Origin of the sequence: Bosea sp. 29B, assembly GCF_902506165.1 — a bacterium.
GTDB lineage: Bacteria > Pseudomonadota > Alphaproteobacteria > Rhizobiales > Beijerinckiaceae > Allobosea.
The window spans coordinates 5,366,024-5,392,509 of record NZ_LR733817.1; the positions used below are offsets into that span (position 1 = coordinate 5,366,024).

Annotated in this window: 24 protein-coding genes; 11 read left to right on the plus strand and 13 right to left on the minus strand. The window is 67.1% G+C overall.

Features of this window, described 5'->3' with window-relative positions:
• Positions 1-81: 81 nt before the first annotated feature.
• Positions 82-378: a succinate dehydrogenase assembly factor 2 gene (locus GV161_RS25985; protein WP_152014768.1), complete on the minus strand. Its 297-nt coding sequence runs from the start codon at positions 376-378 to the stop codon at positions 82-84.
• A 136-nt stretch (positions 379-514) separates the two neighbouring features.
• Here GV161_RS25985 and recG point away from each other — a divergent pair, with 136 nt between their 5' ends.
• Positions 515-2,617 (plus strand): ATP-dependent DNA helicase RecG, encoded by a 2,103-nt coding sequence (gene recG / locus GV161_RS25990; protein WP_152014769.1) that lies wholly within the window; start codon positions 515-517, stop codon positions 2,615-2,617.
• A gap of 22 nt (positions 2,618-2,639) precedes the next feature.
• Here recG and GV161_RS25995 read toward each other — a convergent pair whose 3' ends face one another.
• The gene (locus tag GV161_RS25995; RefSeq protein WP_152014770.1) at positions 2,640-3,050 is read right to left on the minus strand and encodes a RidA family protein; all 411 of its coding nucleotides are present in this window, start codon (positions 3,048-3,050) and stop codon (positions 2,640-2,642) included.
• Positions 3,051-3,112: 62 nt separating this feature from the next.
• Positions 3,113-3,961: an SDR family oxidoreductase gene (locus GV161_RS26000; protein ID WP_152014771.1), complete on the minus strand. Its 849-nt coding sequence runs from the start codon at positions 3,959-3,961 to the stop codon at positions 3,113-3,115.
• A 99-nt stretch (positions 3,962-4,060) separates the two neighbouring features.
• Between GV161_RS26000 and GV161_RS26005 the strand changes: the two genes are divergently transcribed.
• Both GV161_RS26005 and GV161_RS26010 read left to right on the plus strand, forming a co-directional pair.
• Positions 4,061-4,951, plus strand: a complete 891-nt coding sequence (locus tag GV161_RS26005; protein ID WP_152014772.1) for a LysR family transcriptional regulator — start codon at positions 4,061-4,063, stop codon at positions 4,949-4,951.
• 72 nt (positions 4,952-5,023) lie between these two features.
• Complete coding sequence (locus tag GV161_RS26010; protein ID WP_152014773.1) at positions 5,024-5,857, plus strand: AraC family transcriptional regulator; 834 nt, start codon at positions 5,024-5,026, stop codon at positions 5,855-5,857.
• 1 nt (position 5,858) lies between these two features.
• On the opposite strand, the gene GV161_RS26015 is transcribed toward GV161_RS26010, so the two are convergent.
• On the minus strand, positions 5,859-6,551 hold the full coding sequence (locus tag GV161_RS26015) for a DUF502 domain-containing protein (protein WP_152014774.1): 693 nt from the start codon (positions 6,549-6,551) through the stop codon (positions 5,859-5,861).
• A gap of 114 nt (positions 6,552-6,665) precedes the next feature.
• Between GV161_RS26015 and GV161_RS26020 the strand changes: the two genes are divergently transcribed.
• On the plus strand, positions 6,666-7,061 hold the full coding sequence (locus tag GV161_RS26020) for a YbaN family protein (RefSeq protein ID WP_152014775.1): 396 nt from the start codon (positions 6,666-6,668) through the stop codon (positions 7,059-7,061).
• 170 nt (positions 7,062-7,231) lie between these two features.
• Here GV161_RS26020 and glmS read toward each other — a convergent pair whose 3' ends face one another.
• Positions 7,232-9,058: a glutamine--fructose-6-phosphate transaminase (isomerizing) gene (gene glmS / locus GV161_RS26025; RefSeq protein WP_152014776.1), complete on the minus strand. Its 1,827-nt coding sequence runs from the start codon at positions 9,056-9,058 to the stop codon at positions 7,232-7,234.
• A 108-nt stretch (positions 9,059-9,166) separates the two neighbouring features.
• On the minus strand, positions 9,167-10,522 hold the full coding sequence (glmU, locus tag GV161_RS26030; protein ID WP_152014972.1) for a bifunctional UDP-N-acetylglucosamine diphosphorylase/glucosamine-1-phosphate N-acetyltransferase GlmU: 1,356 nt from the start codon (positions 10,520-10,522) through the stop codon (positions 9,167-9,169).
• Positions 10,523-10,867: 345 nt separating this feature from the next.
• On the opposite strand from glmU, the gene GV161_RS26035 reads away from it, so the two are divergent.
• From GV161_RS26035 to GV161_RS26045, 3 genes are all read left to right on the plus strand, one after another.
• Positions 10,868-12,400: a glucan biosynthesis protein gene (locus GV161_RS26035; protein ID WP_244624082.1), complete on the plus strand. Its 1,533-nt coding sequence runs from the start codon at positions 10,868-10,870 to the stop codon at positions 12,398-12,400.
• Positions 12,401-12,492: 92 nt separating this feature from the next.
• On the plus strand, positions 12,493-14,595 hold the full coding sequence (mdoH, locus tag GV161_RS26040) for a glucans biosynthesis glucosyltransferase MdoH (protein ID WP_152014974.1): 2,103 nt from the start codon (positions 12,493-12,495) through the stop codon (positions 14,593-14,595).
• A 126-nt stretch (positions 14,596-14,721) separates the two neighbouring features.
• Entirely contained in the window at positions 14,722-14,979 is a 258-nt protein-coding gene (locus tag GV161_RS26045) for a hypothetical protein (RefSeq protein WP_152014777.1), read from the plus strand.
• A gap of 21 nt (positions 14,980-15,000) precedes the next feature.
• Here the strand turns inward: GV161_RS26045 and GV161_RS26050 are convergent, their stop codons facing one another.
• The 4 genes from GV161_RS26050 to GV161_RS26065 are packed head-to-tail and all read right to left on the minus strand — an operon-like array spanning position 15,001 to position 18,118.
• Positions 15,001-15,876, minus strand: a complete 876-nt coding sequence (locus GV161_RS26050; RefSeq protein ID WP_152014778.1) for a VOC family protein — start codon at positions 15,874-15,876, stop codon at positions 15,001-15,003.
• A gap of 23 nt (positions 15,877-15,899) precedes the next feature.
• Positions 15,900-17,066 (minus strand): glutathionylspermidine synthase family protein, encoded by a 1,167-nt coding sequence (locus GV161_RS26055; RefSeq protein WP_152014779.1) that lies wholly within the window; start codon positions 17,064-17,066, stop codon positions 15,900-15,902.
• Positions 17,067-17,068: 2 nt separating this feature from the next.
• Positions 17,069-17,707 carry a DUF1190 domain-containing protein gene (locus GV161_RS26060; RefSeq protein WP_152014780.1) on the minus strand — a complete coding sequence of 213 codons (639 nt, stop codon included), beginning with the start codon at positions 17,705-17,707 and terminating at the stop codon, positions 17,069-17,071.
• A 9-nt stretch (positions 17,708-17,716) separates the two neighbouring features.
• Positions 17,717-18,118, minus strand: a complete 402-nt coding sequence (locus GV161_RS26065; RefSeq protein WP_152014781.1) for a DUF350 domain-containing protein — start codon at positions 18,116-18,118, stop codon at positions 17,717-17,719.
• Between the two features lie 118 nt (positions 18,119-18,236).
• Here GV161_RS26065 and GV161_RS26070 point away from each other — a divergent pair, with 118 nt between their 5' ends.
• Positions 18,237-18,617 carry a GFA family protein gene (locus GV161_RS26070; protein WP_152014782.1) on the plus strand — a complete coding sequence of 127 codons (381 nt, stop codon included), beginning with the start codon at positions 18,237-18,239 and terminating at the stop codon, positions 18,615-18,617.
• Positions 18,618-18,626: 9 nt separating this feature from the next.
• Here the strand turns inward: GV161_RS26070 and GV161_RS26075 are convergent, their stop codons facing one another.
• The 3 genes from GV161_RS26075 to tpiA all read right to left on the minus strand — a co-directional run bounded on the left by GV161_RS26075 (position 18,627) and on the right by tpiA (position 21,667).
• Positions 18,627-20,255: a CTP synthase gene (locus GV161_RS26075; RefSeq protein WP_152014783.1), complete on the minus strand. Its 1,629-nt coding sequence runs from the start codon at positions 20,253-20,255 to the stop codon at positions 18,627-18,629.
• 127 nt (positions 20,256-20,382) lie between these two features.
• Positions 20,383-20,787 carry a preprotein translocase subunit SecG gene (gene secG / locus GV161_RS26080; protein WP_091828792.1) on the minus strand — a complete coding sequence of 135 codons (405 nt, stop codon included), beginning with the start codon at positions 20,785-20,787 and terminating at the stop codon, positions 20,383-20,385.
• A 118-nt stretch (positions 20,788-20,905) separates the two neighbouring features.
• Positions 20,906-21,667 (minus strand): triose-phosphate isomerase, encoded by a 762-nt coding sequence (tpiA, locus tag GV161_RS26085; protein ID WP_152014784.1) that lies wholly within the window; start codon positions 21,665-21,667, stop codon positions 20,906-20,908.
• A gap of 149 nt (positions 21,668-21,816) precedes the next feature.
• Here tpiA and GV161_RS26090 point away from each other — a divergent pair, with 149 nt between their 5' ends.
• From GV161_RS26090 to GV161_RS26100, 3 genes are all read left to right on the plus strand, one after another.
• The gene (locus GV161_RS26090) at positions 21,817-23,724 is read left to right on the plus strand and encodes a peptidylprolyl isomerase (RefSeq protein ID WP_244624083.1); all 1,908 of its coding nucleotides are present in this window, start codon (positions 21,817-21,819) and stop codon (positions 23,722-23,724) included.
• A 10-nt stretch (positions 23,725-23,734) separates the two neighbouring features.
• The gene (gene trpE / locus GV161_RS26095; protein WP_152014785.1) at positions 23,735-25,249 is read left to right on the plus strand and encodes an anthranilate synthase component I; all 1,515 of its coding nucleotides are present in this window, start codon (positions 23,735-23,737) and stop codon (positions 25,247-25,249) included.
• Between the two features lie 219 nt (positions 25,250-25,468).
• Positions 25,469-26,443, plus strand: coding sequence for an ABC transporter substrate-binding protein (locus GV161_RS26100; protein ID WP_152014786.1), 975 nt, complete (start codon positions 25,469-25,471; stop codon positions 26,441-26,443).
• Positions 26,444-26,486 lie beyond the last annotated feature (43 nt).

Consider the following 26,486-nt stretch of genomic DNA (forward strand, 5'->3'; position numbering starts at 1 on the left):
CTCGGGCTTGTCCCGAGAATCTCAGGACCCGAGCCCGCTGGTTTCCGAAATGGTCGGGCCTGGCCCGACCACGACGGCAGTTCAGACATGAATCGGCTTGTCGTGCTGGTGAAACGCCTTCAGCCGCCGGAAGACGTCGCTGTCATAGTTCTCCGGCACCTGCGCCTCTCCTGTCACCCAGCTCAGCAGGTCGCGGTCGAGCACTTCGATCAGCCGCTCGAACTCGTCGAGCTCCGCCTCGCTCAGATTGCCGATCTGCGCATCCGCGAAGCGGCCCATGATCAGGTCCATCTCGCGCATGCCGCGATGCCAGGCACGGAACAGGATCTTGCGCCGGCGCGGGTCGAGATCGGCGCTGCTACGGGTCGAGCCACTCATCATCGCCTCGCGGACAATAGGAATAGGGCCGGCCCCATCGCGGAGCCTGCCGTCGCGAGCTATATAGCGATGCCATCTCGCGAAGTCAGCGGTACGAATGCCGTCGGACTCGCACTCCTGACATGCCGTGAAGCCATTGCGTCCATCTCTCCTCGATCCGCTCTTCGCCCCGGCCACGACACTCGCGGGCGTCGGCCCCAAGCTCGCCAAGGCGCTCGATAAGCTGCTGGGCGACGAGACCCATGCCGCCCGCGTCATCGACCTGCTCTTCCATCTGCCGACCGGTGCGATCGACCGGCGGCCGAGCGAAAGCATCATCGAGGCCCCGGTCGGCGAGGTCGCGACCTTCTCGGCGCAAGTGACCGAGCACCGCCCTGCCCCGCCGACCAAGGCGAAGGCGCCCTATCGCGTCATCGTCGAGGACGAGACCGGCGATGTGACGCTGGTCTTCTTCCATGCCGATGTCCGCCATCTCCTGCAGAGCCTGCCGATCGGCGCCTATCGCATCATCTCCGGCAAGCTCGAGCTCTGGGACGGCATGCGCCAGATGGTGCATCCCGACCGCATCCTCGACCCGAAGCTCGCGGCCACTCTGCCTTCGGTCGAGCCGGTCTACGGGCTGACCGAAGGCATTGGCGGGCGCGTCATGGCCCGCATCGCCGCCGGCGCGGCCGAGCGCTGCCCGGAATTGCCGGAATGGCAGGACGAGGCCTTCGCTGCCCGCAACGACTTCGTACCCTTCCGCGATGCCATCCACGCTTTGCATCACCCTGTCGATCTCAAGGCGGCGACGGGCGAAACGGTCGCGCGCCGACGCATCGCCTATGATGAGTTGCTCGCCAGCCAGATCGCGCTCGCCCTCGTGCGCCGCCAGCAGAAGAAGGCGGCCGGCCGCGCCACGGCGGGCGACGGCGTCCTTCGCCACGCCATCGAGACCGCCCTGCCCTTCACGCTCACCGACGGCCAGCGCAAGGCGATCGCCGACATCCACGACGATATGGAAAAGCCCGAGCGAATGCTGCGCCTGCTCCAGGGCGATGTCGGCTCGGGCAAGACCGTGGTCGCGCTGATGGCGATGGCGGCTGCGGCGGAAGCGCGGCGGCAATCGGTGCTGATGGCACCTACCGAGATCCTGGCCCGCCAGCATGCCGAGCGCCTGGCGCCGCTCGCCGACAAGGCCGGGCTCAAGCTCGCTCTGCTGACCGGCCGCGAAAAGGGCGCCGGCCGCCGGCAGGTGCTGGAAGGCCTCGCCAATGGCGAGATCGACATCGTCGTCGGCACCCATGCGCTGTTCCAGGAGGGCGTCGCCTTCCATGACCTCGCGCTCGCCGTCGTCGACGAGCAACACCGCTTCGGCGTGCACCAGCGTCTCTTGCTCGGGGCCAAGGGCGAGGCAGTCGACATCCTCGTCATGACCGCGACGCCGATCCCGCGCACGCTGGCGCTGACCTGGTTCGGCGATATGGACGTCTCGATCCTCTCAGAGAAGCCGGCTGGCCGGAAGCCGATCACCACGCGGGCGATCTCGCTGGAGCGCTATGACGAAGTCGTCGGCGCAGTCGGGCGCGCCTTGGAAAGCGGCGCGCAGGTCTATTGGGTCTGCCCGCTGGTGCAGGAATCCGATACGCTCGATGTCGCGGCAGCACAGGAGCGCTTCGAGGCGCTGCAGGCCCTCTTCGGCGACAAGGTCGGGCTGCTGCACGGCCAGATGCCGGGTCGCGACAAGGATGCGGCCATGGCCGCCTTCTCCGGCGGCCAGACGCGGGTGCTGGTCTCGACCACCGTGATCGAGGTCGGCGTCGACGTGCCCAATGCCTCGGTGATGGTGATCGAGCATGCCGAGCGTTTCGGTCTCGCCCAGCTCCACCAGTTGCGCGGGCGGATCGGGCGCGGCAGCGCCGCCTCGACCTGCCTGCTGCTCTACAAGGGCCCGCTCGGCCAGGTGGCGGAAGCACGCCTCACCATCATGCGCGAGAGCGAGGACGGCTTCCGCATCGCCGAGGAGGATTTGCGTCTGCGCGGCGAAGGCGAGGTCTTGGGCACGCGCCAATCCGGCTCGCCCGACTGGCGCATCGCCCGCCCCGAGGTCGACGGCGACCTGCTGGCTGCAGCGCGCGACGATGCCCGCCTGCTGATCGAGCGCGATCCGCATCTGGAGTCAGAGCGCGGCAAGGCGGTCCGGACGCTGCTCTATCTGTTCGAGCGCGACGTCGCGATCCGCCTGCTGCGCGCGGGCTGAGGCAAGCTCAGCCTTGCGCGAACTAAGCGTTTTCGGTCGTCTTCGAGGGAATGCGCGCCACCACCTTGAGCTCGAAGTCGAAGCCGGCAAGCCAAGTCACGCCGACGGCGGTCCAGGTCGGATAGGGCGGCTCGCCGATCTCTTCGGCGCGGATCGCCATCATCTTCTCGAATTGCGTCGGCGGGTCGGTGTGGAAGGAGATCACGTCGATGACGTCGTCGAAACTCGCGCCGGCTGCTGCCAGAACCGCGCGCAGATTGGCAAAGGCACGCCGGACCTGATCCTCGAACACCGGCTCGGGCGTACCGTCCTCGCGGCTGCCGACCTGCCCGGAGATGAAGAGCAGATCGCCATGGCGGATTGCGGCCGAATACTGATGGACGTCGTAGAGGGCGTGGCGGTTGGCCGGGAAAATCGCGTCGCGTTTGGGCATGTCGGTTCCGATCTTGAATGTTCGATGGCTGGGCTTGATGCGGCCCGGTGCTGCGCAGGCGTTTAGAGCCGCGCGAGTTCGGCCTCGGTGAAGTCGGCAGCGAGCGAGATGTCCTGCTGGCGATCGAGCTCGATGATGCGATCGCCGAGCGCCTTGCGGATGTTCGCGTAAGCGTCGGCACCGAGCGCCAGTCGTTTCGGCAGCGGGCCCTTCTGGTCGGCGAGCACCATCATCGCGTCGGTCACCCGTTCGGGATCGCCTTTGACGATCCAGGAGCCCCGAACCGCCGCGCGGGTCTGGCCGACGGGCGTGCTTTCATAGGCTGCGATCGGATCCGCGTGAGCGAGATTGCCGCCGAACTCGGTTCGGGTCGGCCCCGGCTCGACCAGGGTGAATTCGATGCCGAACGGCGCAACCTCCAGCGCCACCGTCTCGACGAAGCCTTCGATGCCCCATTTGCTCGCGTGGTAGATGCTGAGGCCCGGATAGGCGATCTGGCCGCCCTCGCTCGACACCTGCTGGATGCGTCCACCGCCCTGCTTGCGCAGATGCGGCAGTGCCGCCTGGATCAGGGTGATTGAGCCGACGAGATTGGTCGCGATGATGTCGCGGACCTGCTGATCGCTCACCTCTTCGGCCGCGCCGACAAGGCCATAGCCGGCATTGCTGACGATGATGTCGATCCGACCGAACGCTCCGAACGCTTGATCGACTGCGGCGCGCACCGAGCGCTGATCCCTGAGGTCGAGAGCAATGACGCGCAGCCGTTCCGGATAGCGTTCCCGCAACTCTGGCAGCGCATCCGCTTTGCGGCTGGTTCCGACGACCCGATCGCCGCGCGCCAGGGCCTTCTGCGCCAATAGCCGGCCAAGGCCGGACGATACGCCGGTAATGAGCCAAATCATGTCCATGTCCCATGCCTCTCGGTTTGTTACCGGCACGAGATAGGGGAGAAGCATTGTTCGGATTAGCCGTTGAAACCTGCATGAGTTGATGCAAAATCGCCAGCAATGGCTCGCCCGTCGCTCAATGACCTCACTGCTTTCGTCACCGTCGCGACCCGCCGCAGCTTTCGGCGCGCGGCGGACGAGCTCGGCACCGCACCTTCCACGCTGAGCCATGCGATGCGGGCGCTCGAGGAGCGTATGGGTGTGCGCCTGCTCAATCGCACCACCCGCAGCGTCGCGCCGACTGAAGCCGGCTTCGAACTGCTCGGCCGCCTGCAGCCAGCGCTCGCAACGCTGGACGCGGCGCTGGACAGCATGGCCACGTTTCGCGGCAATGTCGCCGGCAGCGTCCGCATCAACGCGCCACGCCTGGCTGCCGCGCTGCTCGTCCGCGAGGTTCTTCCCGTAATGGCGGAACGCTTTCCGGACGTCGCCATCGATCTCGTCGTCGAAGGCAAGCTGATCGACATCGTGGCTGCCGGCTTCGATGCCGGCGTGCGCCTCGTCGGCTCGATCCCGCGGGACATGGTCGCCGTACCGCTCGGCGGCCCCGTCAGCTTCATCTGCGTCGCGTCGCCGGCCTATCTCGAGCGCTTCGGCATACCGGACACACCCGATGCCCTGCAGCATCACCACTGCATCGGCCACCGCATGCCGAGCGGCAAATTCTATCGCTGGGAGTTCGAGCGCGCGGGACAGGAGCTGACGATCGAAGCCAGCAGCTCCGTCATTCTCGACGATGAGGAACTCATGGTCGAAGCCGCGACAGGGGGCCTTGGCATCGCCTATGTCGCCAGCCCGGCGGCAGACATGGCCCTGGCGGATGGACGTCTTCGCCAGGTCCTGACTGCCTGGGCGCCCGCTCCCGAGCGGATCGCGATCTATTATCCCGGCCACCGCGCTGTGCCGCCGGCGCTGCGAGCCTTCCTCGATGTCGCCAAGGCTGCGCGCTAGAAGCGAGAGCAATCCCGATCAAGCAGACCCGCTTCGCCTCCGCCATGGTGCCGGCGTTTCGTGAGTGAGCCCATGGATCCGATCAAGAAAGCCCTCTGGTGCATCGAAAGCCGCTTCGCCTCCGAGCTCTCGCTCGACGAGATCGCGGAGGTCAGCGGTGTCTCGCGCTTCCATCTCAGCCGCGCCTTCGGCGTGGCGACCGGCCGCTCGGTGATGCGCTATGTGCGCGAGCGCCGGCTCTCGGAAGCGGCGCGCCAACTCGCCGATGGCGCGCCCGACATCCTCCAGGTCGCGCTCGACTGGGGCTATGGCTCTCACGAGGCCTTCACCCGCGCCTTTCGCGAGCAGTTCGGCATCACGCCGGAAGAGCTGCGCTCGCGGCGCGACCTGTCATCCCTTGCTCTCGTGGAGCCCCTGTCCATGCATGCTGCAAACCGCACTCCCCTCGCCGAGCCGCGTATCGTCACCGGCAGACCCCTGCTGATCGCCGGCTTCAACGGCCATTTCTCGGTCGACAACACGCAAGGCATCCCGCTGCTCTGGCAGCGGATCGTCCCGCATTTCGGCCATATCCCTGGCCAGAAGGGCTATGTCGCCTATGGCGCGAGCTACAATTGCGACGATGTCGGCGCCTTCGACTATATCGCCGGCGCGGAAGTCGCTTCGTTCAGCGACCTCCCGGACGAGTTCGCGCGGCTGAGCGTACCGGAGCAGCTCTGTGCCGTGTTCGAGCACAGCGGCCACATCACCGGCATCAAGCAGACCTATGAGGCGATCTGGCGCGACTGGCTGCCGAAATCGGGCCGGGAGCCGGCGATGGGCGTGACGCTGGAGCGCATGGACGAGCGCTTCGACGGAGCGACCGGCAACGGCATCGTCGAGATCTGGGTGCCTCTGAAGCGGTGAGCTATTTCGCCCCCTCGGATAGCGGCTCGCCGGGCTGGATCAGCCCGGCCGACATGATCAGCTTGGCGCCGTCCTCGACCGAGATCGACAGTTCCACCACCTCGCGCCGCGGCAGGTAGAAGAAGAATCCGGTCGTCGGGTTCGGCGTGCAGGGCAGGAAGACACCGATCTGCTCGTCACCATCGGGCAGCTTGCCGGCGATCTCGGGTGCCGCCTCCTGGGCGATGAAAACGATCGACCACATTCCCGGCTGCGGGAACTGCACCATGCCGACCTTGCGGAACGAGGTGCCGGATTGCGAGAAGATCGTCTCGAAGATCTGTTTCACGCCCTTGTAGAGGCCGCGCACCACCGGCATCCGGTTGAGGATCGATTCGCCGGCGCCGATGAGGGTGCGTCCAACGAGGTTCGCGGCGAAGAAGCCGATCACCGTCAGGCCGATCAGGGCGATGATCAGGCCGAAGCCGGGCAGTGGGAACGGTAAATGATTCTCGGGCCAGAACTGCGCCGGCACCAGCGGTTTCACCAGGCCATCGACCAGATTGATGAACCACCAGGTCACCGAGGCGGTGATGGCGAGCGGCGCTGCCAGCACGAGACCGGTCAGGAAATAGCGCCTGAGCCTGGTCCCGAAGGTTGGCCGCAACAGGTCGGGCTGGACGACGAGGCGCGGATCGGGCGTGCGGGCAGTCATAGGCGATCCGGGTCTCCGTCGCTCTTGCGGCCTAACCATATTGCGCCGCACTATCGAACGATAGCCGAGCGCAAGCCGCTGGCCACCCCCGATTCGCCGGGATCGACGAGTTTCGTGTCCGAACCTTCCAGACCGCAACGCCGCTGGCATCGGCCGCTCTATCTTGCGGTCGGCTGGCTCTGCGTGCTGCTTGGCATCATCGGGCTGATCCTGCCGGTGATGCCCGGCACCGTCTTCCTGATCGCAGCGGCCTGGTGCTTCTCGCGCTCCTCGCCGCGCTTCGAAAGCTGGCTGGTCAACCATCCCCGGCTCGGCCCGCAGGTCGTGCACTGGCGGGAAACGGGCGCAATCGCCCGCAGGACGAAATATGTCGCCTGCGGCTCGATGCTGCTGAGCTTCGTCATCGTGGCGGCGACCGATGCGCCGCCGATCGCGCTCTGGCTGAGCGGCGCCGGCCTGATCGCAGCCGGCACTTATGTCGCAAGCCGGCCAGAGCCGGAGGCTGAATAAAACGACGGCTGGACTTTTTGCGTCTTTCCGGGGCAGGCCGCAGGCCTGAGCCCGGAACCCAGAACCGATGCCATGTCCGGAGAAATCCTACCGGCTCCCGCGCCCTCACCACAACCGACATCGGTTCTGGGTTCCGGGCTCGCCGCTGCGCAGCGCCCCGGAATGACGGCTCACTCCACCGTGACAGACTTTGCCAGATTGCGCGGCTGGTCGACGTCCTTGCCCATGAAGACGGCCGTCTGATAAGCGATCATCTGGATCGGCACCGCATAGACGATCGGCGCGAACAGTGGATCCATCTCCGGCATGATGATCGTCGCTTCAGGCACGATCCCGGCTTCCGCCGCGCCCTTGGCATCGGTGATCAGGATGATCCGGCCGCCGCGCGCCGCGACCTCCTGCATGTTCGAGGCGGTCTTCTCGAAGAGCGCATCGTGCGGGGCGATGACGATGACCGGCATGTCCTCGTCGATCAGTGCGATCGGGCCATGCTTGAGCTCGCCCGCCGGATAGCCCTCGGCGTGGATATAGCTGATTTCCTTGAGCTTCAGCGCGCCTTCCAGCGCCAGCGGGAAGGCGGTGCCACGGCCGAGATAGAGCACGTCGCGCGCCCTGGAGAGCTTGCGGGCGAGCTTCTCGATCTCGGGCTCCAGCGTCAGCGCCTGCGCCATCAGGCCGGGTAGCGCGATCAACTCCTGGACATAACGCGCTTCCTGCTCTGCCGAGAGCGTGCCGCGGGCGCGGGCAGCGGCGATGGCGAGGCCGGCGAGCGCGGTCAATTGGCAGGTGAAGGCCTTGGTCGAGGCGACACCGATCTCGGGGCCGGCCAGCGTAGGGGCGACGACGTCGCTCTCGCGCGCGATCGTCGAGGTCGGCACGTTGACGACCGACATGATGTGCTGGCCTTCCTGGCGGGCATAGCGCAGGCAGGCGAGGGTGTCGGCGGTCTCTCCCGATTGCGAGACGAAGAGCGCGAGCCCATTCGCAGGCAGTGGCGCCTCGCGATAGCGGAACTCCGAGGCGACATCGATCTCGACCGGCAGGCGGGCCAGCTTCTCGAACCAGTACTTGGCGGTCAGACCGGCATAATAGGCCGTGCCGCAGGCCGAGACGGACAGGCGCGACAGGCTCTTCCAGTCGAACGGCGTCTCGAAAGGCAGCCGCGTCACGCCATTCGCCATGTCGATATAATGCGTCAGCGTATGGCCGACCACTTCCGGCTGCTCGTAGATCTCCTTGGCCATGAAGTGGTGGTGATTGCCCTTTTCCACCAGGAAGGCGCCAGCCGCGACGCGCTGGGCACGGCGCTCGACCTGGCTCCCGTCGGAGTCGTAGAAGGTCGCGCCCTTGCGGTTCAACACCACCCAGTCGCCCTCGTCGAGATAGGCGATCAGATTGGTGAAAGGCGCCAATGCCAGCGCGTCCGAGCCGAGATACATCTCGCCATCGCCGATGCCGACCGCGAGCGGCGAGCCCTTGCGGGCGCCGATCAGCAGGTCTTCCTGTCCCTCGAACAGGAAGGCGAGCGCGAAGGCGCCGCGCAGATGCGGCAGCGACGCTCCGACCGCCGCGACCGGATCCTTGCCGCGGTCGAGCTCGCGGGTGACGAGATGGGCGATGACCTCGGTATCGGTCTCGCTGGCGAAGACGTGGCCGTCGGCCTCGAGCTCGGCCTTGAGCTCGCGGAAGTTCTCGATGATGCCGTTGTGGACGACCGCCAGCTTCTCGGTGGCGTGCGGATGGGCATTGCTCTCGGTCGGCTTGCCATGCGTCGCCCAGCGGGTATGGCCGATGCCGATCAGGCCCTCGAGCGGCTCGTTGGAGAGGCGCACTTCGAGATTCTTGAGCTTGCCCTCGGCGCGGCGGCGGCTGAGCCGGCCACCTTCGAGCGTCGCGACGCCGGCTGAATCATAGCCGCGATATTCGAGCCGCCGCAGCGCTTCGACGACCTGGCCGGCGACGGCCTGCTTGCCGAGAATGCCCACGATTCCGCACATGGATGTGCCTCATCCGTTGATATCGATGCGCATCGCAATAAGCCGCAAGCCGGCAAATGCGAAATCACGTTGAATGTCGAACTATGAACGAAATGCCTTGCAAATCGCCTATTGCCGGGCTTTTCGGGCCTGGGCGGCAGCCCTGAAGGCCGAAGCCCAGCCTTCGCGCTCCATCTGCCGGCCCCGTGCGACGGCGAGCGCATCCGGCTTGACGTCGCGGGTGATGACCGAGCCCGAGCCGACATAGGCCCCCGCCCCGATCGTCACCGGCGCGACCAGCGCCGAATTGGAGCCGACGAAGGCACCCTCGCCGATGATCGTTTTCGCCTTGAAGAAGCCGTCATAGTTGCAGGTGATCGTGCCGGCGCCGATATTGGCGTTCGCGCCGATCTCGGCATCGCCGATATAGGTCAGGTGGTTGACCTTGGCACCCTCGCCGATCGCCGCCGCCTTGATCTCGACGAAGTTGCCGACCCTGGCGCCCTTCGCCAGCTCGGCACCGGGCCTCAGCCGTGCATAGGGGCCGATCGAGGCGCTTGGGCCCACGCTCGCCCCCTCGAGATGCGAGAAGGCGTGGATGACGGCATTGTCCGCGACCTTGACGCCAGGGCCGAAGACGACATTGGGCTCGATCAGAACGTCGCGGCCGATCACAGTATCATGGCTGAAGAACACGGTTTCGGGCGCGATCAGCGTGGCGCCGGCCAGCATCGCCTCGAGCCGCCTGCGGCGCTGGAAATCGGCCTCGACGGCCGCGAGTTGGGCCCGATCGTTGACCCCCTGCACCTCGGCCTCGGGCGCGACCTGGGCGACCGCCTTCAGGCCTTGCGCTCGCGCCACCGCGACGGCATCGGTCAGGTAGTATTCGTTCTGCGCATTGGCGCAGCCGATCGCGTCGAGGATGGCGAGCGCCTTGCTGCCGTCAAGCGCCATCAGCCCGGCATTGCACAGGGTGATCTTGCGCGTCGCCTCGTCGGCGTCCTTGTGCTCGACGATCGCCTGCAACGCGCCATCCTGAGTGACGAAGCGGCCATAGCCGGTCGGGTCGCGCGCCTCGAAGCCGAGCGCGGCAACGCCGACACCGCCATGCAATGCCTTGCGGAGGTCGGCGAAGGTCTCCGGGCGCACCAGCGGCGTATCCGCAAAGGCGACCAGCACATCATCGTGCTTGCCCGCCAGGCTCTCGCGGGCCGCCAGCACCGCATGCGCGGTGCCCTTGCGCTCGCTCTGGACGAAGATCGCGGCGTGCGGAGCGTGCTTCTTGACCTCGGCCGCCACATCGGGACGATCGGGCCCGATCACCACGGCGAGCGCATCGGCGCCGGCAGCCGTCACGGCCGCCAGGACATGGCCGAGCAGCGAGCGGCCGGCCACCTCGTGCAGCACCTTCGGCCTTGCCGATTTCATCCGGGTTCCCTCGCCCGCGGCCAGCACGATGGCGAGACAGGTCCGAGCGGGCTGCATTTCCGTCATGATCGTCCTGTCACATGCTCTTTAACGAGGAAGCGCGGCCACGACCGGCCGTCGTCGCGGGCGCAGGCGAATGCCGCACCGGCGGTGGATAGCCGATTGCGAGCGGATTTGGCAAAGCCCAGCGGACGATACGCCCAGACGCCGGCCTCAGACCCGCCATCTGGCACGGCTTCGTTTTCAGCATGGCATTCCTGCATGCAAGGCGCTCCTTTTTTCGCCTTTGGCCTTGCACTGCGCTTTTCAGCCCCGCGCGAAATGCTCTAGAAGCGCAAGTCGGCAGAGCTTTGCCGGCCCAAGTTGGATATCATGTCGAAATCCTTGAATCGCCGTCGATTTTTGAGCCTCGCAGCGACCGGCGCCATCGCGCAGCGGTTTGCCGTCGGCACTGCGGCGGCGCAGGCCCCGACGACATGGGCCGGGCTGGTGCAATCGGTCATCGCCGAAGGACAACGCTTCGATCCCGCACTCGTCGTCGAAGCCGCGCGCGTGCTCTCGCGCCGGCCGATGGTGCCATTGGTCGCGACCGACCTGCCGGAAGGCTACGCCACCCTGCCCTACGACCAGTATGTCGGCATCAGGGCGCAGCCCTCGGGCATGATCTGGGCCGGCGAAAATCGCGGTTTCACCGTCGAGCCGCTGCACCGCGGCTATGTCTTCTCGTCGCCAGTCAGCCTGTTCACGGTCGAGGACGAAGTGGTCAGGCGGGTCGCCTTCGACCCCGGCAAGTTCAACTATGGCCGCGTGACGCCGCCGCCGTCAGGGGCCGATCTGCAGTTCTCGGGTTTCCGCGTCTCGGCCGGTCTGGAGCGTCCCTATGAGCTCGCGCTGTTCCAGGGCGCGACCTTCTTCCGTTCGCTGGCTCGCGGCCAGAATTTCGGGGCGCTGGCCCGCGCCTTGATCCTGCGGCCGGGCGAGCAGCGCGGCGAGGAGATTCCGTTCTTCCGCGCCTACTGGATCGAGCGGCCCAGCCCCGCCGCCGGCGTGCTGATCATCCACGCACTGCTTGATTCCGAGAGCGTCACCGGCGCGGTCCGCATGACGCTGCGCCCCGGCGACGTCACCTTCATCGATGTCGAGATGACCCTGTTCGCCCGTGCCAATCTCGACCATGTCGGCTTCGGCTGCGTGATGGGCACCTATCTCTCCGGACCGCAGAGCCGGCGCGGCTTCGACGATCTGCGCCCGGCGGTCCACGAGGTCTCCGGCGTGCAGATGCTCACTGGCAATGGCGAATGGATCTACCGGCCGGTCAGCAACCCGGCCAATCTGCAGGTCTCGTCCTTCCAGGATTCCAATCCGCGCGGCTTCGGCCTGGTCCAGCGCGAGCGCGATCCCAACGCCTTCGTCGACGACGACCAGCGCTTCGAGCTCAGGCCAAGTGTCTGGATGGAGCCGCTCGGCGAGTGGGGGCCAGGCTCGGTCCAGCTGATCGAGATCCCCAGCGAATCCGAGCTCAACGACAACATCATCAGCTATTGGCGCCCGCGCCAGCCGATCGCCGCCGGCAGCGAGACGACGGTTGCCTATCGGCAGGCCTGGTGCTGGCAGCCGCCCGAGCGCCCGCCGCTCGCCACCGCGACGCGCATCCGGCAAGGCCGCGGCTCGCAGGCGCGCCGGCGCCGCTTCCTCGTCGACTTTACCGGCGACAGGCTCGGCGACGCTGCCCTGGTCGCCGCCATCCGCGCCAATGTGACGGCGACGCCGGGCTCGATCCAGAACCTGCGGCTCTGGCCCTATCCGGAGCGACGCACCATGCGCGTCGCCTTCGAGGTCGACCCCGGCAGCGAGACGCTCTCGGAACTTCGCCTCGTGCTCGACGCCGGCGGCCAGCCGGTTTCGGAAACCCTGCTCAATCGGTGGACCTGGTGACTGTGGAAGTGCTTGCCCGCCCGACCGAGGTCGAGGTCGCGACCGGCTATCCTGCCCCGGTCGAGGCGACGCCGCCCGAGAACCGGCTGGAGATGCCGGTACAATCCTTCCGCAGCTGGAACGCCTCGGAAGGGCGCCAGCGGGCTGTGCCGCAAGCCTGGCGTACGCCCTGGCTCGCCCGGATCTTCGTCTTTGGCGGCGCCTGGGCGCTGACCGCCTACGGCGCCTGGGAGATGTACCATGTCGTGTCGGTCAGCCGCACGACCTTCCTGCAGTACGTGCTGCTCGTTCTCTTCACGGTGAACTTCTCCTGGATCGCGCTCGCCTTCACCAGCGCGATCCTCGGCTTCTCCGCACTGCTCTTCCGGCTGGTGAAGAGCCCGCGCGCCGAGACGCTGGCGCAGAAGACCGTCGTGGTCATGCCGATCTACAACGAATCGACGGCGCGGACCTTTGCGGCCGTGGCGGCGATCCGCGAGTCGATCGAGGCGACGGGCCTGGGCGACCATTTCGACTATTTCATCGTCTCCGACACCACCAATCCCGACATCTGGGTGGCGGAGGAACGCGCTTTCCTCGCCCTGCGCCAGCGGCTCGGACCGGATGCGCGCATCTACTATCGCCACCGGCCGAAGAACCATCACCGCAAGGCCGGCAACATCGCCGACTTCGTCACGCGCTGGGGCGGCCACTACCCCCATATGGTCGTGCTCGACGCCGACAGCCTGATGACCGGCACCTGCATCGTGCGCCTCGCCGCGGCGATGGAGGCCGATCCCGACGCCGGCATCATCCAGTCGCTGCCGCTGATCATCAACCGCAACACCTTCTTCGCGCGCCTGCAGCAGTTCGCGGCGCGGGTCTACGGCCCGGTGATCGCGACCGGCCTGGCGATCTGGTCCGGCCGCGACGGCAATTACTGGGGCCACAACGCGATCATCAGGACAAAGGCCTTCGCCGATCACTGCGGCCTGCCCGACCTCAAGGGCAAGCCGCCCTTCGGCGGCCACGTCCTCAGCCACGACTTCGTCGAGGCGGCGCTGATCCGGCGCGCCGGCTGGTCAGTCTACATGTTGCCCGACCTGACGGGCTCCTATGAGGAGAGCCCGCCCTCGCTGATCGACATCGCGACCCGCGACCGGCGCTGGTGCCAGGGCAATCTCCAGCATTCGCGCATCATCGGCGCCAAGGGCCTGAAGCTCTCGACTCGCCAGCACTTCGCCACCGGCATGATGGCCTATCTCGCCTCGCCCTTCTGGCTGATGCAACTGGTGGTCGGCATCCTGATCGTGCTGCAGGTCAATTACGCCCGGCCGGAATACTTCACCGAGGAGTTCAGGCTCTTCCCGGTCTGGCCGCGCTTCGACCCCGAGCGCGCGCTCAACCTCTTCGGGCTGACCATGGCGATCCTTCTGGCGCCGAAGCTGTTCGGCCTGCTGCTGACGCTGTTCGACGGCAAGCTCCGGCGCGCCTGCGGCGGCGGCATCCGACTCGTCCTTTCGGCACTGCTGGAGATTCTGTTCTCGGCCTTCTTCGCGCCGATCATGATGGTGATCCAGTCCGGCTCGGTCTTCCAGATCCTGGTCGGTCGCGACACCGGCTGGAATCCGCAGCGCCGCGACGACGGCTCGATCCCGCTCAAGGACATCACCCGCCGACACCGCGCCCATACGCTGCTCGGCCTCGTCGCCGGCCTGTCGGCCTTCATGATCGCGACCTCGCTCTTCGCCTGGATGTCACCGACGATCGTCGGCTTGCTGCTGGCGATCCCGCTATCCTGGGCCTCGGGCAACCTCGCGCTCGGCCTTTGGCTGAAGCGGCGCGGGCTCCTGATGACGCCGGAGGAAGGCGATCCGCCGGCGATCGCCCTGCGGGCCAACGCGCTCCAGGCCGAGTTCTCGCAAGCCGGCTTCGACGATGCCGACGGACTTTCAACCCTGCACGCAGATCCGATGCTGCGCGCGACCCATGAAGCCATGCTGCCCCAGGTCCAGCCGCGCCGGCGTGGCGAGATCGAGCCCGACCGCGCCGTAGCTCAAGCGAAGCTTGTCGATGCCGAGACGATTGCCGACGCAGTGATCTGGCTGAAGCCGAAGGAACGCATGGTCGTGCTGCACGACCGCGCTTTGCTCGGCCTGCTGGCCAATCTGCCCGAAGGGCCGGCTCATGCCGGCGCCGAGGCGTCCGGCCACTAGGAAACGCGGCCTCCCGCGAAATCGCGACCGGCTTCCTGCTAGCTCCAGAAAGCTGTCGTTGGTTCGAAGGACTACGAGCCCGGCGGGCTCACGCATGCTCCTTGCCATTCCAGCAAGGAGACTGTCATGCAGCGCCGCCAATTTCTTCTGGGTCTCATCGGTGCCGTCGCCGGCGGGGCATCGCTCGCCACCTTGCCCTCTGCAGCAACTGCAGCCAGCCCGCTTGATCTCGACCGTGCTTTGGCACACGTCCCCGACGTCGAGACCGACTACACGCTGCTGGTCGGGCGGCTGACGCATCGCCGGCGAGCGGGCGGCTGGTGGCGCATGCGCGTCGCCCGGGCGCGGGCCTGGGGTCGCAGGGGGCGGCCGGGCCGGCGCTGATTGCGGCAGGCGCCCCGGCGCTCAACCCATCTCGAACACGATGGCGCAGCCGAAAGCAGCCTCCGCCGGCACGACGATGCGCGCGCCATCTCCGCGATGCGCAATGTCGCGCTGGGCGAGTCGTGTCCGAACCGGCTCTAGATCGGGCACTGCGACCGCAAAGCCGGCAAAGCGAGCTTGCTCCTGCCGGCTCTCGCCGTCGAGCCTGGCCGTAGCCGCCTGCGGCGTCAGCACCTCCAGGCGTCCACGCGGCAGCGGTAGCTGCAGGCTCGCTTCCGGTGTCGCGAAGCTCCCGGCGCCAGAGAAGGCGCTGAGGAAAGCCGTCTGCGCGGCCGGCTCCTGCGCCACCAGGAACACGGCGGACAGCCCGCTCGCGCCGTTCTCGTGCTGCTGGAAAGCCGGGTTCCAGAAGTTCTGCGGCTCGTGCTGCTGGCAGACGAAGAAGCCACACTCGGTTGCCGTCTGATTCTCGGCAAAGGCGAGCGAAAAGGCGACGCGGACCTCGCTGCCATCCGGCCGGCGCGCTTGGCGTTCGAAGAAGAAGGGCTCGAAGTCGCCGATGCCCGCGCTGCGGAAGCTCTCGGCATCATCAGTCGAATCGCGGCTCTCCAGCACCAGCATCGACATCCCCTCGCCCCGCGCCAGCGCGTCGCGCACGAAGGCGCCAAAGGAGAAATGCCGCGGCGCATGCGGCGGAATCAGCGTGGCGTCGCCGACGGTGATCAATTCGAGAAAGGCGCCAGGGAACTGGACGATCCGGTTCTCGGTGCCCCAGGGATGGCGGTTGCGCGCGCCGACGCGGAATCCGAGATCGGCGTAGAAGGCACCGGCCGCGTCGAGGTCAGCGACGCCGATGACGAGATGGTCGAGGCCGCGGGCATTGGTCGTTTCAGGCATGGGCAGACCGTAGGCGTTGGGCGCTACGGCTCGATGACGTGCGGCACGAAGCGCGAGGTGTTCTTGGTAATCGGAGTCGTATCTTCACGGATGCCGAGCCCGCAAGGCTGCGAAGCCACCAGCCAGGAGCCGAGCACCGGATAATTGCCGTCGAAGTTCGGCAGCATCGCGGTCGCCTGCAGGATGAAGCCCTCGGCGCCATAGGGCCCGTCATCGCTGTCGCGCACCGCACCGCCCTCGATCAGCGTCACATTGGCGCCCTCGCGCGAATAGAGCGGCTTGCGGACATGGTTCGCGCCCAACTCGGCGCAGTGCGGATCGTCCTCGAAATAGGCCGGCAGGAGATTGGGATGGCCGGGCGCCATCTCCCAGAGATAGGGCAAGAGGCCCTTGCTGGAGACCAGCGCCTTCCAGGGCGGCTCGACGAACTGGCAGCGCGAGCCGGCGAGCGCCGAGGCGTACTGCTCCCGGAACAGCCACTCCCAGGGATAGAGCTTGAACAGCATCTCGATCGGCAGGCTGGCGCCGTCGCAGAAGCGCCCGTCGGCGAGCAGGCCGATTTCCTCGATAAAGGTGAAACGGGCGTCGATCCCGGCCTGGCCGGCGCAGTCGATCAGATAGTCGACCGTGCCCTTGTCCTCGACGCTGCCCTGCACGCAGGTGAAGTGCATGCGTTCCGGCGTCGGACTGCGCAGCTGGCCGAAGGCCGCGATCAGGCGCTCATGCAGCGAGTTGAACTGGTCGCAGCCGCGCGAGACCAGGCCCTGCGCCATCGCCTGTTCGAGCCAGTCCCACTGCACCACGGCCGCCTCGAACAGCGAGGTCGGCGTATCGGCATTGTATTCGAGCAGCTTGGCGGGCCCCTTGCCGTCATAGGCGAGGTCGAGCCGGCCATAGAGATTGCGATCGCCGCGCTGCCAGCTGTCGCGGATGAGGCTCCACTGCCCCTCCGGGATCGCGAGCCGGCGCAGGATGTCCTCGTCCTTGAGGGCACGCTCGACGAAGGCGAAGCAGAGGCCTTCGATCTCGCCGGTCGGCGCCTCGATGTCCTCCTCGATCTCCTTCAGCGAGAAGGCATAGGCGACGCTCTCGTCCCAATAGGTCTCGCCGTCGAGCGTGTGATAGGCGAAGCCGAGGCGCTCGGCCTCCGCCTGCCAGTTCTTGCGTGGTGATGGGCGAAGCCGCTGCATGGTCAGGACGACGACGAGGAGGAGAAGGAACGCGAGGTCGAGCCGAAGCCACCACGGGAGGCGACGCTCGGCGTGCTCGCCATGCCGGTCGAGGAGATGTTGCGGGCGACCATCGCCTGGCCGGAGGTCGTCGTATAGGCACGCGAGCGGCTGCTGCTGCCGCCATAATAGCCGCCACTGGACGATGAGGATGACGAGGACGAAGTCCGGGCGGGCTGCTCGCATTCGGGGCGCCCGGAGCCGGGCTGGCGCGTGCCGGGCGGGCAGGCCGCACTGGTCGGCGGCAAAAGCGGTTGGGCCGCGCCGCCGCCGGACATGAACTGCCGCGCCAGCATGATCCCCGCCAAGGCCGGGATGAAGACCTGGGCATTGTTCCAGATAGCGCTCTGGCAACCGCTTGAGCCGTACTCCTGCTCGCAGGAGGCGCTGCTGGTGAACTTCTTGGCGTCGCGCAGATGGTTGGCAGAGGCCTCGTTGAAGCGCTGCTCGCACTGGCTGGAGCCGAGCAGGTTGGCAGCCCGGCACTCGGAAAGATTGCTGTAGACCAGCGAATCGTCGGTCTCGCCGCCGGAGAGCGACCAGTAGGTCGCGACAAGCACCACGCCTGCCGCGGCGAGCCCGATCTGGGTCGAGCGCTTCATTGCGTCCTCCTACAAGCTCATGCTGGCAGCAGCGAGCGTGCCGCTGATCACGGCGATCACTGCCAGCATCGCCGCCGAGGGAATCCGGTCCTCCTCGATCTTGCGCGAGAGGTCGGGGATGACGATGCGGGCAAAGCCATAGGCGCCAAGCTGGACCACCATGGCGATCACGGCCCAGATAACCAGGTCGGGAATGCTCGCCGCTTGCTCGATCGCCGTCTCCAGCGGCACCGAGAAGCCGACCAGATTGCCGCCGAAGGCAATCGCAGCGGATAGATTGCCGCCGCGGATCAGCGCGATCTCGTCATGGGCGGTCAGCCGCATATAGACCGCAGCGAAGCCGGCGATCAGCGCGAAGCCGACGCAGAAATAGAGGATGAACGCCGGCAACCCGGCCATCGAGATCGTCATGCCGCCGCCCCTTGCATGCCATGATGGTCAAGGAGGTCACTATACGTCAGCGGCGACGGCGCGCCAGACTGTCGCGGCTTGGGCTGTGAACACGCGGACGAGGTCACGGAGAAACTCCATGAAGGAAAGACATGCCCGATGCTCTTGCGGGGCTCTGAGCCTGATCTGCCAGGGCGAACCGGCGCTCGTCTCGCTTTGCCATTGCCGTGAATGCCAGCGCCGCACCGGCAGCACCTATGGCATCGCCGCCTTCTTTCCGCGTTCAGAGGTCGAGATCAGCGGGCAGGCGACGGCCTATCGCCGGCAAGCGGACAGCGGCTTCGAAGTCACGCAGCACTTTTGCCCGCGCTGCGGCAGCACGGTCTATTGGGAGCCATTGCGCAAGCCGGAGATGATTGCGGTCGCCGTCGGCGCCTTCGCCGATCCAGATTTTCCGGCGCCGGGCAAGCAGGTCTACACCCAGCACCGCCACCCTTGGGTCGCGGTGCCGGTTGATTGAGTGGCGGGATCAGACCAGGCGGCTCTGCACCACCGCCGCCTCGATGAAGCTGGCGAAGAGCGGATGCGGCTCGAACGGCCGCGACTTCAGCTCGGGATGGTATTGCACGCCGATGAACCAGGGGTGGTCGGGATATTCGACCGTCTCCGGCAGCAGCCCGTCGGGCGAGACGCCGCTGAAGCGCAGGCCCTTGGCCTCGAGCATCTCGCGATAGCCCATATTGACCTCGTAGCGGTGGCGATGCCGCTCGGAGATCTCGGTCGAGCCGTAGATCCTGGCGATTTTGGTGTCAGCCGAAAGATTCGACTGATAGGCGCCGAGCCGCATCGTGCCGCCGAGATCGCCGCCAGAGAAACGCTGCTCCAGCTCGTTGCCGCGCATCCATTCCGTCATCAGGCCGACGACGGGCTGCTCGGTCGGGCCGAACTCGGTCGAATTGGCGTTCTTGACACCGGCGAGCGAGCGCGCCGCTTCGATCACCGCCATCTGCATGCCGAAGCAGATGCCGAAATACGGCACCTTGCGCTGCCTGGCGAAGCTCGCCGCCTTGATCTTGCCCTCGGCGCCGCGATGGCCGAAGCCGCCGGGCACCAGAATGCCATGGACATGCTCGAGGAAGGGCGCCGGGTCCTCCTTCTCGAAGACCTCGGACTCGATCCAGTCGAGATTGACCTTGACCCGGTTGGCGATACCGCCATGGGTCAACGCCTCGATCAGCGACTTATAGGCATCCTTCATCCCGGTGTACTTGCCGACGATGGCGATGGTGACCTCGCCCTCCGGGTTCTTGATCCGCTCGGAGATGCGCCGCCAGTTGCTGATGTCGGGGGCGGTCTTGCCGTCTAGGCCGAACGCGGCCAGCACCTCGGTGTCGAGCCCCTCGGCGTGATAGGACAGCGGCACGTCGTAGATCGAGGCGACGTCGCGGGCCTCGATCACCGCTGTCTCGCGGACATTGCAGAACAGCGCGAGCTTGCGCCGCTCCTCGACCGGGATCTCGCGATCGGTGCGGCAGAGCAGGATGTCGGGCTGGATGCCGATCGAGCGCAGCTCGGCGACCGAGTGCTGCGTCGGCTTGGTCTTCAGCTCGCCCGCGGTCGGAATATAGGGCAGCAGCGTCAGGTGCACGAAGATGCACTGGCCACGCGGCAATTGCTGGCCGGTCTGGCGGATGGCCTCGAGGAAGGGCAGGCTCTCGATGTCACCGACGGTGCCGCCGATCTCGACCAGCACGAAGTCGTAGCCGTCATTGCCGGAGAGGACGAATTCCTTGATGGCGTTGGTGACGTGCGGGATCACCTGGATGGTGGCGCCGAGATAGTCGCCCCGCCGCTCGCGCGTCAGGATGTCCATGTAGATGCGGCCGGTGGTGATGTTGTCGCCCTTGTTGCAGGGCCGGCCGGTGAAGCGCTCGTAATGGCCGAGGTCGAGATCGGTCTCGGCGCCGTCGTCGGTGACGAAGACCTCGCCATGCTGATACGGGCTCATCGTGCCCGGATCGACATTGAGATAGGGGTCGAGCTTGCGCAGGCGGACCTTATAGCCACGCGCCTGCAGGAGAGCAGCCAGAGCCGCCGCCGCCAGGCCTTTGCCAAGCGAGGACACCACGCCGCCGGTGATGAAAACATACCGCGTCATGGGAGGTCACCTTTAACGCCTAGAGTTCGATTCGCTAAGCGGGTCGGTGCAGGCCGGTCCTGCGCCTCGCGCTTGTCCACAAAAGAGAAGGGCCGGTTTCCCGGCCCCTGCCCTAGTTCCATCCCGGTCACCGCGTCGGGGTTCCCGGCTGCGGCGGTTGCGACCCGCCTTGGTTCTGCATCTGCCGGAGCTGGTCGAGCACCCCGCCGGCATTCGGCGCGGAAGGCCCGCTCGGGGCCGCCGGAGCGGTCGTGCCGGCTGGCGCCGGGGCGCCGTCGATGATCGAGCGCTGCGTACGGCCATGCGTCGCCATCACCGCGAGCGCGATCGAGGTAATGAAGAACAGGCCGGCCAGAATCGCCGTGGCGCGGGTCAGCGCATTGGCCTGGCCGCGGCCGGTCATGAAGCCGCCGACGCCGCCTCCGCCGCCCGAGCCCATGCCGAGGCCGCCGCCCTCCGAACGCTGGAGCAGCACGACGCCGACGAGCGCGATCACGATCAACAAGTGGATGACGATGAGGACGTTCTGCATGGCTCTCGAAATGGGTATGGCGCGGGCGCCTGCCAAGATGGCGGCATCCCGCGGAACGGCGCTGGCCATAGCATGAGCTTTCCGCCCATGCCACCTACGATTTCAATCTCCCCCGGGATCAGGCGCAGGCGCGCGCGATCGAAAGGAAGTCCTCGGCCTTGAGGCTGGCGCCGCCGACGAGCGCGCCGTCGACATTGGCGACGTTCATGAGTTCGACTGCATTGCTAGGCTTGACCGAGCCGCCATAGAGCAGCCTGACGCCGGCTGCGGTGGCCTTGCCGAGGATGCGCCCGAGCTCGGCCCGGATTGCCTCGTGCATCTCGGCAACATCCGCCACCGTCGGCGTCAGGCCGGTGCCGATCGCCCAGACCGGCTCATAGGCGATCACGAGCGATGCGGCCGCCACACCCTCGGGCACGGAACCGCGCAGCTGCTTCTTCACGATCGCCAGCGCCTTACCGGCCTCGCGCTCGTCCCTGGTTTCGCCGACGCAGACGATCGGCGTCAGCCCCGCCGCCAGCGCCGCCTCGGCCTTGGCCTTCACCTGCGCATTGCTTTCGCCATGCAGGGTCCGGCGCTCGGAATGCCCGACGATCGCATAACTCGCGCCGGCATCGACCAGCATCGGCGCCGAGACCTCGCCGGTATAGGCGCCGCTGGCATGAGCGCTGCAATCCTGCCCGCCGGTCGCGATGCGCGAGCCGATCAGCGAAGCCGTCAGCGTGAACAGCAGCGTCGCAGGCGGGCAGATGGCAAGGTCAACGGCCCGCCGCAGCGTGGCGTCATGGCCCTTGGCGACCTCGGCTGCGATGGTAAGGTCTGCCTTCAGCCCGTTCATCTTCCAGTTGCCCGCCACCAGCGGCTTGATCGTTCGCGTCACGGCTGCTCTCCAAATCTTGTCCCTTGCGCTCTAGCAACGCCGTCACATGATCGCAATCGAGGCCAGTCGCAGCGATTGCCGGAAGGCGCCGCTGTTCCTATAAGCGGCGCGCTGCGGCACGGCCGCGAGAGAATTGGGAAGACCGGACCATGATGATGCAGGGCCTGCGCAAGGCGGGACAGAGCCTGATCGGCAGGATCGTCGTCGCGATCATGTTCGGCTTCCTGATCATCTCCTTCGCGGTCTGGGGCATCGGCGACATCTTCCGCGGCTATGGTCGCAACGCCGTCGCCGTCGTCGGCAAGACCGAAATCGGCCTTGAGCAGGTCCGCACGGCCTATCAGAACGAGATCCAGCAGTTGCAGCGCCAGCAGCGCCGCCAGATCAGCCCCGATCTAGCCCGGGCGCTCGGCCTCGACCAGCGCGTGCTCTCGCGCCTCGTCACCGACGCGACGCTGGACCAGACGGCCGCGAAGATGGGTCTCGCGGTCTCCGACGAGACCGTGCGCAACATCCTCTTCACCGACCCGAACATGAAGAACGCCGCCGGCCAGTTCGATCCGGCCCGCTTCAACGAGCTGCTGCGCGCAATCGGCATGAACGAGCAGCAGTTCGTGCGCGAGCAGCGCGCCGTGACGATGCGCCAGGAAATCGCCGAGATGGTCGTCGGCGCGGTCACGGCCCCGGTCGCGCTGCAGGAGCTCGGCCATCGCCTGCGCCATGAGCAGCGCGAGATCGCCTATATCACCCTGCCCGAGAGCGCCGCCGGCGAGATCCCGGCGCCGAGCGCCGAGGTGCTGCGCAAGTATTTCGATGAGCGCAAGGCCGCCTTCCGCGCGCCCGAGTACCGTACTGCCAATGTGCTGGTCCTGACAGCGGCCAGCCTCGCCGACCCGAGCAAGGTCAGCGATGCCGACGCCCGCGCCCGCTACGAGCAGGTGAAGGCCCAGCGCTTCGGCTCGGCCGAGCGCCGCACCGTCCAGCAGATCGGCTTCCCCTCGATGGAGGAGGCGAAGGCCGCCAAGGCGAAGATCGATGCCGGCGAGACGTTCGAGGCGATCGGTGCCAGCCGCAACGTCGCCGAGGCCGATCTGACGCTCGGCACCTTCACCCGCGAGGGGCTGTTCGATCCGGCGGTGCGCGATGCCGCCTTCGCTTTGGCGCAGGGCGCGGTCAGCGAGCCCGTGCAGGGCGGCTTCGGCGTCGTGCTGCTGCGCGTCCCGGCGATCGAGGCGGCCCGGCTGAAGAGCTTCGAGGAGGTCGCCGACGAGGTCCGCCGCGATGTCGCGACGAGCCGCGCCACCGAGCAGCTGACCGATCTGCACGACAAGGTCGAGGACCAGCGCGCCTCGGCCCGGCCGCTGCCGGAGATCGCGAAGGAGTTCAACCTCGCTCTGCGCAATTTCGGCCCGGCCGATTCCAGCCTCGGCAAGGCCGACGGCACGCAGGAGACCTCCCTCCCCGGCGGCGACACGACCCTGCAGGCGCTGTTCCGCTCCGATATCGGCGTCGACAACGAGGCCGTGCGCCTGCCCAATAATGGCGGCTATGTCTGGTTCGACGTGACCAAGATCGATCCGCCGCGCGAGCGCGGCTTCGACGAGGTCAAGGCCGAGGTCGAGAAGCAATGGCGGTCCGACGAGGTCGCCTCACGCCTCTCGGCCCAGGCCCACGAGATCGTGCAGAAGCTCGACGCCGGCGAAAAGCTCGACGCGCTCGCATTCGCGCAGGGGCTTGCTTTCGAGGACGCGACGCTCGGCCGCCAGGACCAGAGCGACGCCCTGCCGCGCAATGTCGTCTCGCTGGTCTTCGGCACGCCGGCCGGCAAGGCCGGCTCGGCTGCGGTCGAGAACACCGGCCGCGTCGTCTTCCAGGTCAAGGCTGCGACGGTCAGCCCCTATGCCCGCACTACCGAGGATGCCGAGAACTTCGTAAGGCTGTTGACGTCGAGCATCAGCGAGGATCTCCTCGCCCAATATGTCGGCAAGCTGCAGAACGATCTTGGCGTCCAGCTCAACCAGGCGGCGTTGCGCAACGCCACCGGCGGCCAGAACTGAAGCAGGACGCATGGATCCGGCCGCCGATTTCGCACGCTTCGCCGCCGCCTATCAGGCCGGCGAGCCGCAATTGCTGACGCTGTCGCTGGTCGGCGATTGCGAGACGCCGGTCGCCGCCTTCCTGAAATTGCGCCACGCTTATGGAGGCCCGGCCTTCCTGCTCGAATCCGTCGAGGGCGGCGCCGTGCGTGGCCGCTATTCGATGATCGGGCTCGCCCCCGACCTGGTCTGGCGCTGCCATCGCGGGCAAGCCTCGCTGCGCCGCCTCGCGCAAGATGAGGATTTCGTCTCCGATCCGCGCCCCGCCTTCGAGTCCCTACGCGCCTTGCTGGCCGAGAGCGCCATCCCCGATCGCGACGGCCTGCCGCCGATGGCCGCCGGCGTCTTCGGCTATCTCGGCTACGACATGGTGCGCTTGATGGAGCGCCTGCCGGACGCGAAAGCCACCGGCCCCGGCGTGCCCGACGCCATCCTGACGCGGCCGACGCTGATGGTGGTGTTCGATTCGATCCGCGACGAGATCACGGTGGTGACGCCGGTGCGCCCGCTGGCGAACGTCCCGGCTCGCGCCGCCCATGAACGGGCGCAGGAGCGGCTCGATGCGGTGGTACGGGCGCTGGAAGGCCCCCTGCCCGACGAAGCCGGCATCGACATCTCGGCGATCCCCCACCCGGAATCGACCTCGAACACCAGCGAGGCCGAATTCCACGCCATGGTGGCGCGGGCGCAGGAATATGTCCGCGCCGGCGACATCTTCCAGGTCGTGCTCTCGCAGCGCTTCGAGGCGCCGTTCGAATTGCCGCCCTTCGCGCTCTACCGGGCGCTGCGGCGGGTCAATCCGGCGCCCTTCCTCTGCTATCTCGACTTCGAGGCCTTCCAGATCGTCTGCTCCAGCCCGGAGATCCTGGTCCGGCTGCGCGATGGCAAGGTCACGATCCGGCCGATCGCCGGCACGCGCCCGCGCGGGGCGACGCCTGCCGCCGACGAAGCCCTCGCCGACGAATTGCTGGCCGACCCCAAGGAGCGGGCCGAGCACCTGATGCTGCTCGATCTCGGCCGCAACGATGTCGGCCGGGTCGCGGAGATCGGCAGCGTCAACGTCACCGATTCCTTCTTCATCGAGCGCTACAGTCAGGTGATGCACATCGTCTCGAACGTCGAGGGACGCATCTCCGGCGAGCATGACGCACTCTCGGCGCTCGCCGCCGGCTTCCCGGCCGGCACCGTCTCCGGCGCACCGAAGGTGCGCGCCATGGAGATCATCGACGAGCTTGAGAAGGACGGGCGCGGCGCCTATGGCGGCTGCATCGGCTATTTCGGCGCCAATGGCGAGATGGACACCTGCATCGTCCTGCGCACAGCCGTCGTCCAGGATGGCCGCATGCAGGTCCAGGCCGGCGCGGGCATCGTCTACGATTCGAACCCCGCCTCCGAACAGCTCGAATGCATCAACAAGGCCAAGGCCCTGTTCAAGGCGGCCGAGGAAGCGGTGCGCTTCGCCGCGCGCAGCCGGCGGGGACAGTGATCCGGCTGCTCTCGTTCGCATGCGCCCCTCCCGAAGACGCATGTCCGCTCACTTGCGCGGGGTGTTTTGGCCCGCGCATAGTGCCGCCAGTCGAGAGTACCGTTTCCTAGCACCAAGGTTGCTTCGGGCGGCCCACTCAGCAATCACAACCGGCCTTGCCCGCTGGCGCGGACGCCTGAAGCGGACTGACAGAGCCCGGCAACAGACGGAGAGGAAACCATGCGTTTGCGCGCAACCATGATCAGCAGCGGTATCGCTCTGGCGCTTCTGGCCGGCACGGCCGCCGTCGCCCAGCAAGCCCAGAAGGTGACGGTCGCCGTCACCGCCATCGTCGAGCACCCGGCGCTCGATGCCGCCCGCGACGGCGTCAAGAAGGCGCTGGAGGAGGCCGGCTACAAGGACGGCACCAACCTGACCTTCCGCTATGAATCGGCGCAAGGTTCGCCGGCGACGGCGGCACAGATCGCCCAGAAATTCGCCGGCGAGAACCCGAACGTGATCGTCGCGATCGCGACCCCCTCGGCCCAGGCCATGGTGACGGCGACGCAGACGATCCCAGTGGTCTTCACCGCCGTGACCGACCCGGTCGCCGCTCAGATCGTCAAGGACAGGCAGGCGCCGGGCGGCAACGTCACCGGCATCTCCGACTTCTCGCCGCTGGAAGCCCAGTTCGACCTGATCAAGGAGCTGGTGCCGTCTGCCAAGAAGATCGGCGTCGTCTACAACCCCGGCGAGGCCAACAGCGTCGCGCTGCTCAACGCCGTCAAGGCACTGGCGCCCGCCCGCAACCTCCAGATCGTCGAGGCCTCGGCCGGCCGCACGGCCGATGTCTCCGGCGCAGCGCAGAATCTCGTCGGCAAGGTCGACGCGATCTACCTGCCGACCGACAACACGATCATCTCGGCGCTCGGCACGGTTCTGAACGTTGGCGCCGACAACAAGCTGCCGGTCTTCACCGGCGACACCGAGTCGGTCCAGAAAGGCTCGGTCGCCTCGATCGGCTTCGACTATTTCCAGGTCGGCCTGGAAACCGGCGCCGTGGTCGTGCGCGTCCTCAAGGGCGAGAAGCCCGGCGCCATCCCCGTCAAGAACGCCAGCGGCAGCAACCTCGTCATCAACGCCAAGGCGGCCGCCGCCATGGGCGTGACGATCCCGGCGGCCGTGCAGGCCCGCGCCAAGCAGGTGATCAACTGATCTGACGAGCGGCGGCGTTCCCACGCCGCCGCTTCCGGCCGCC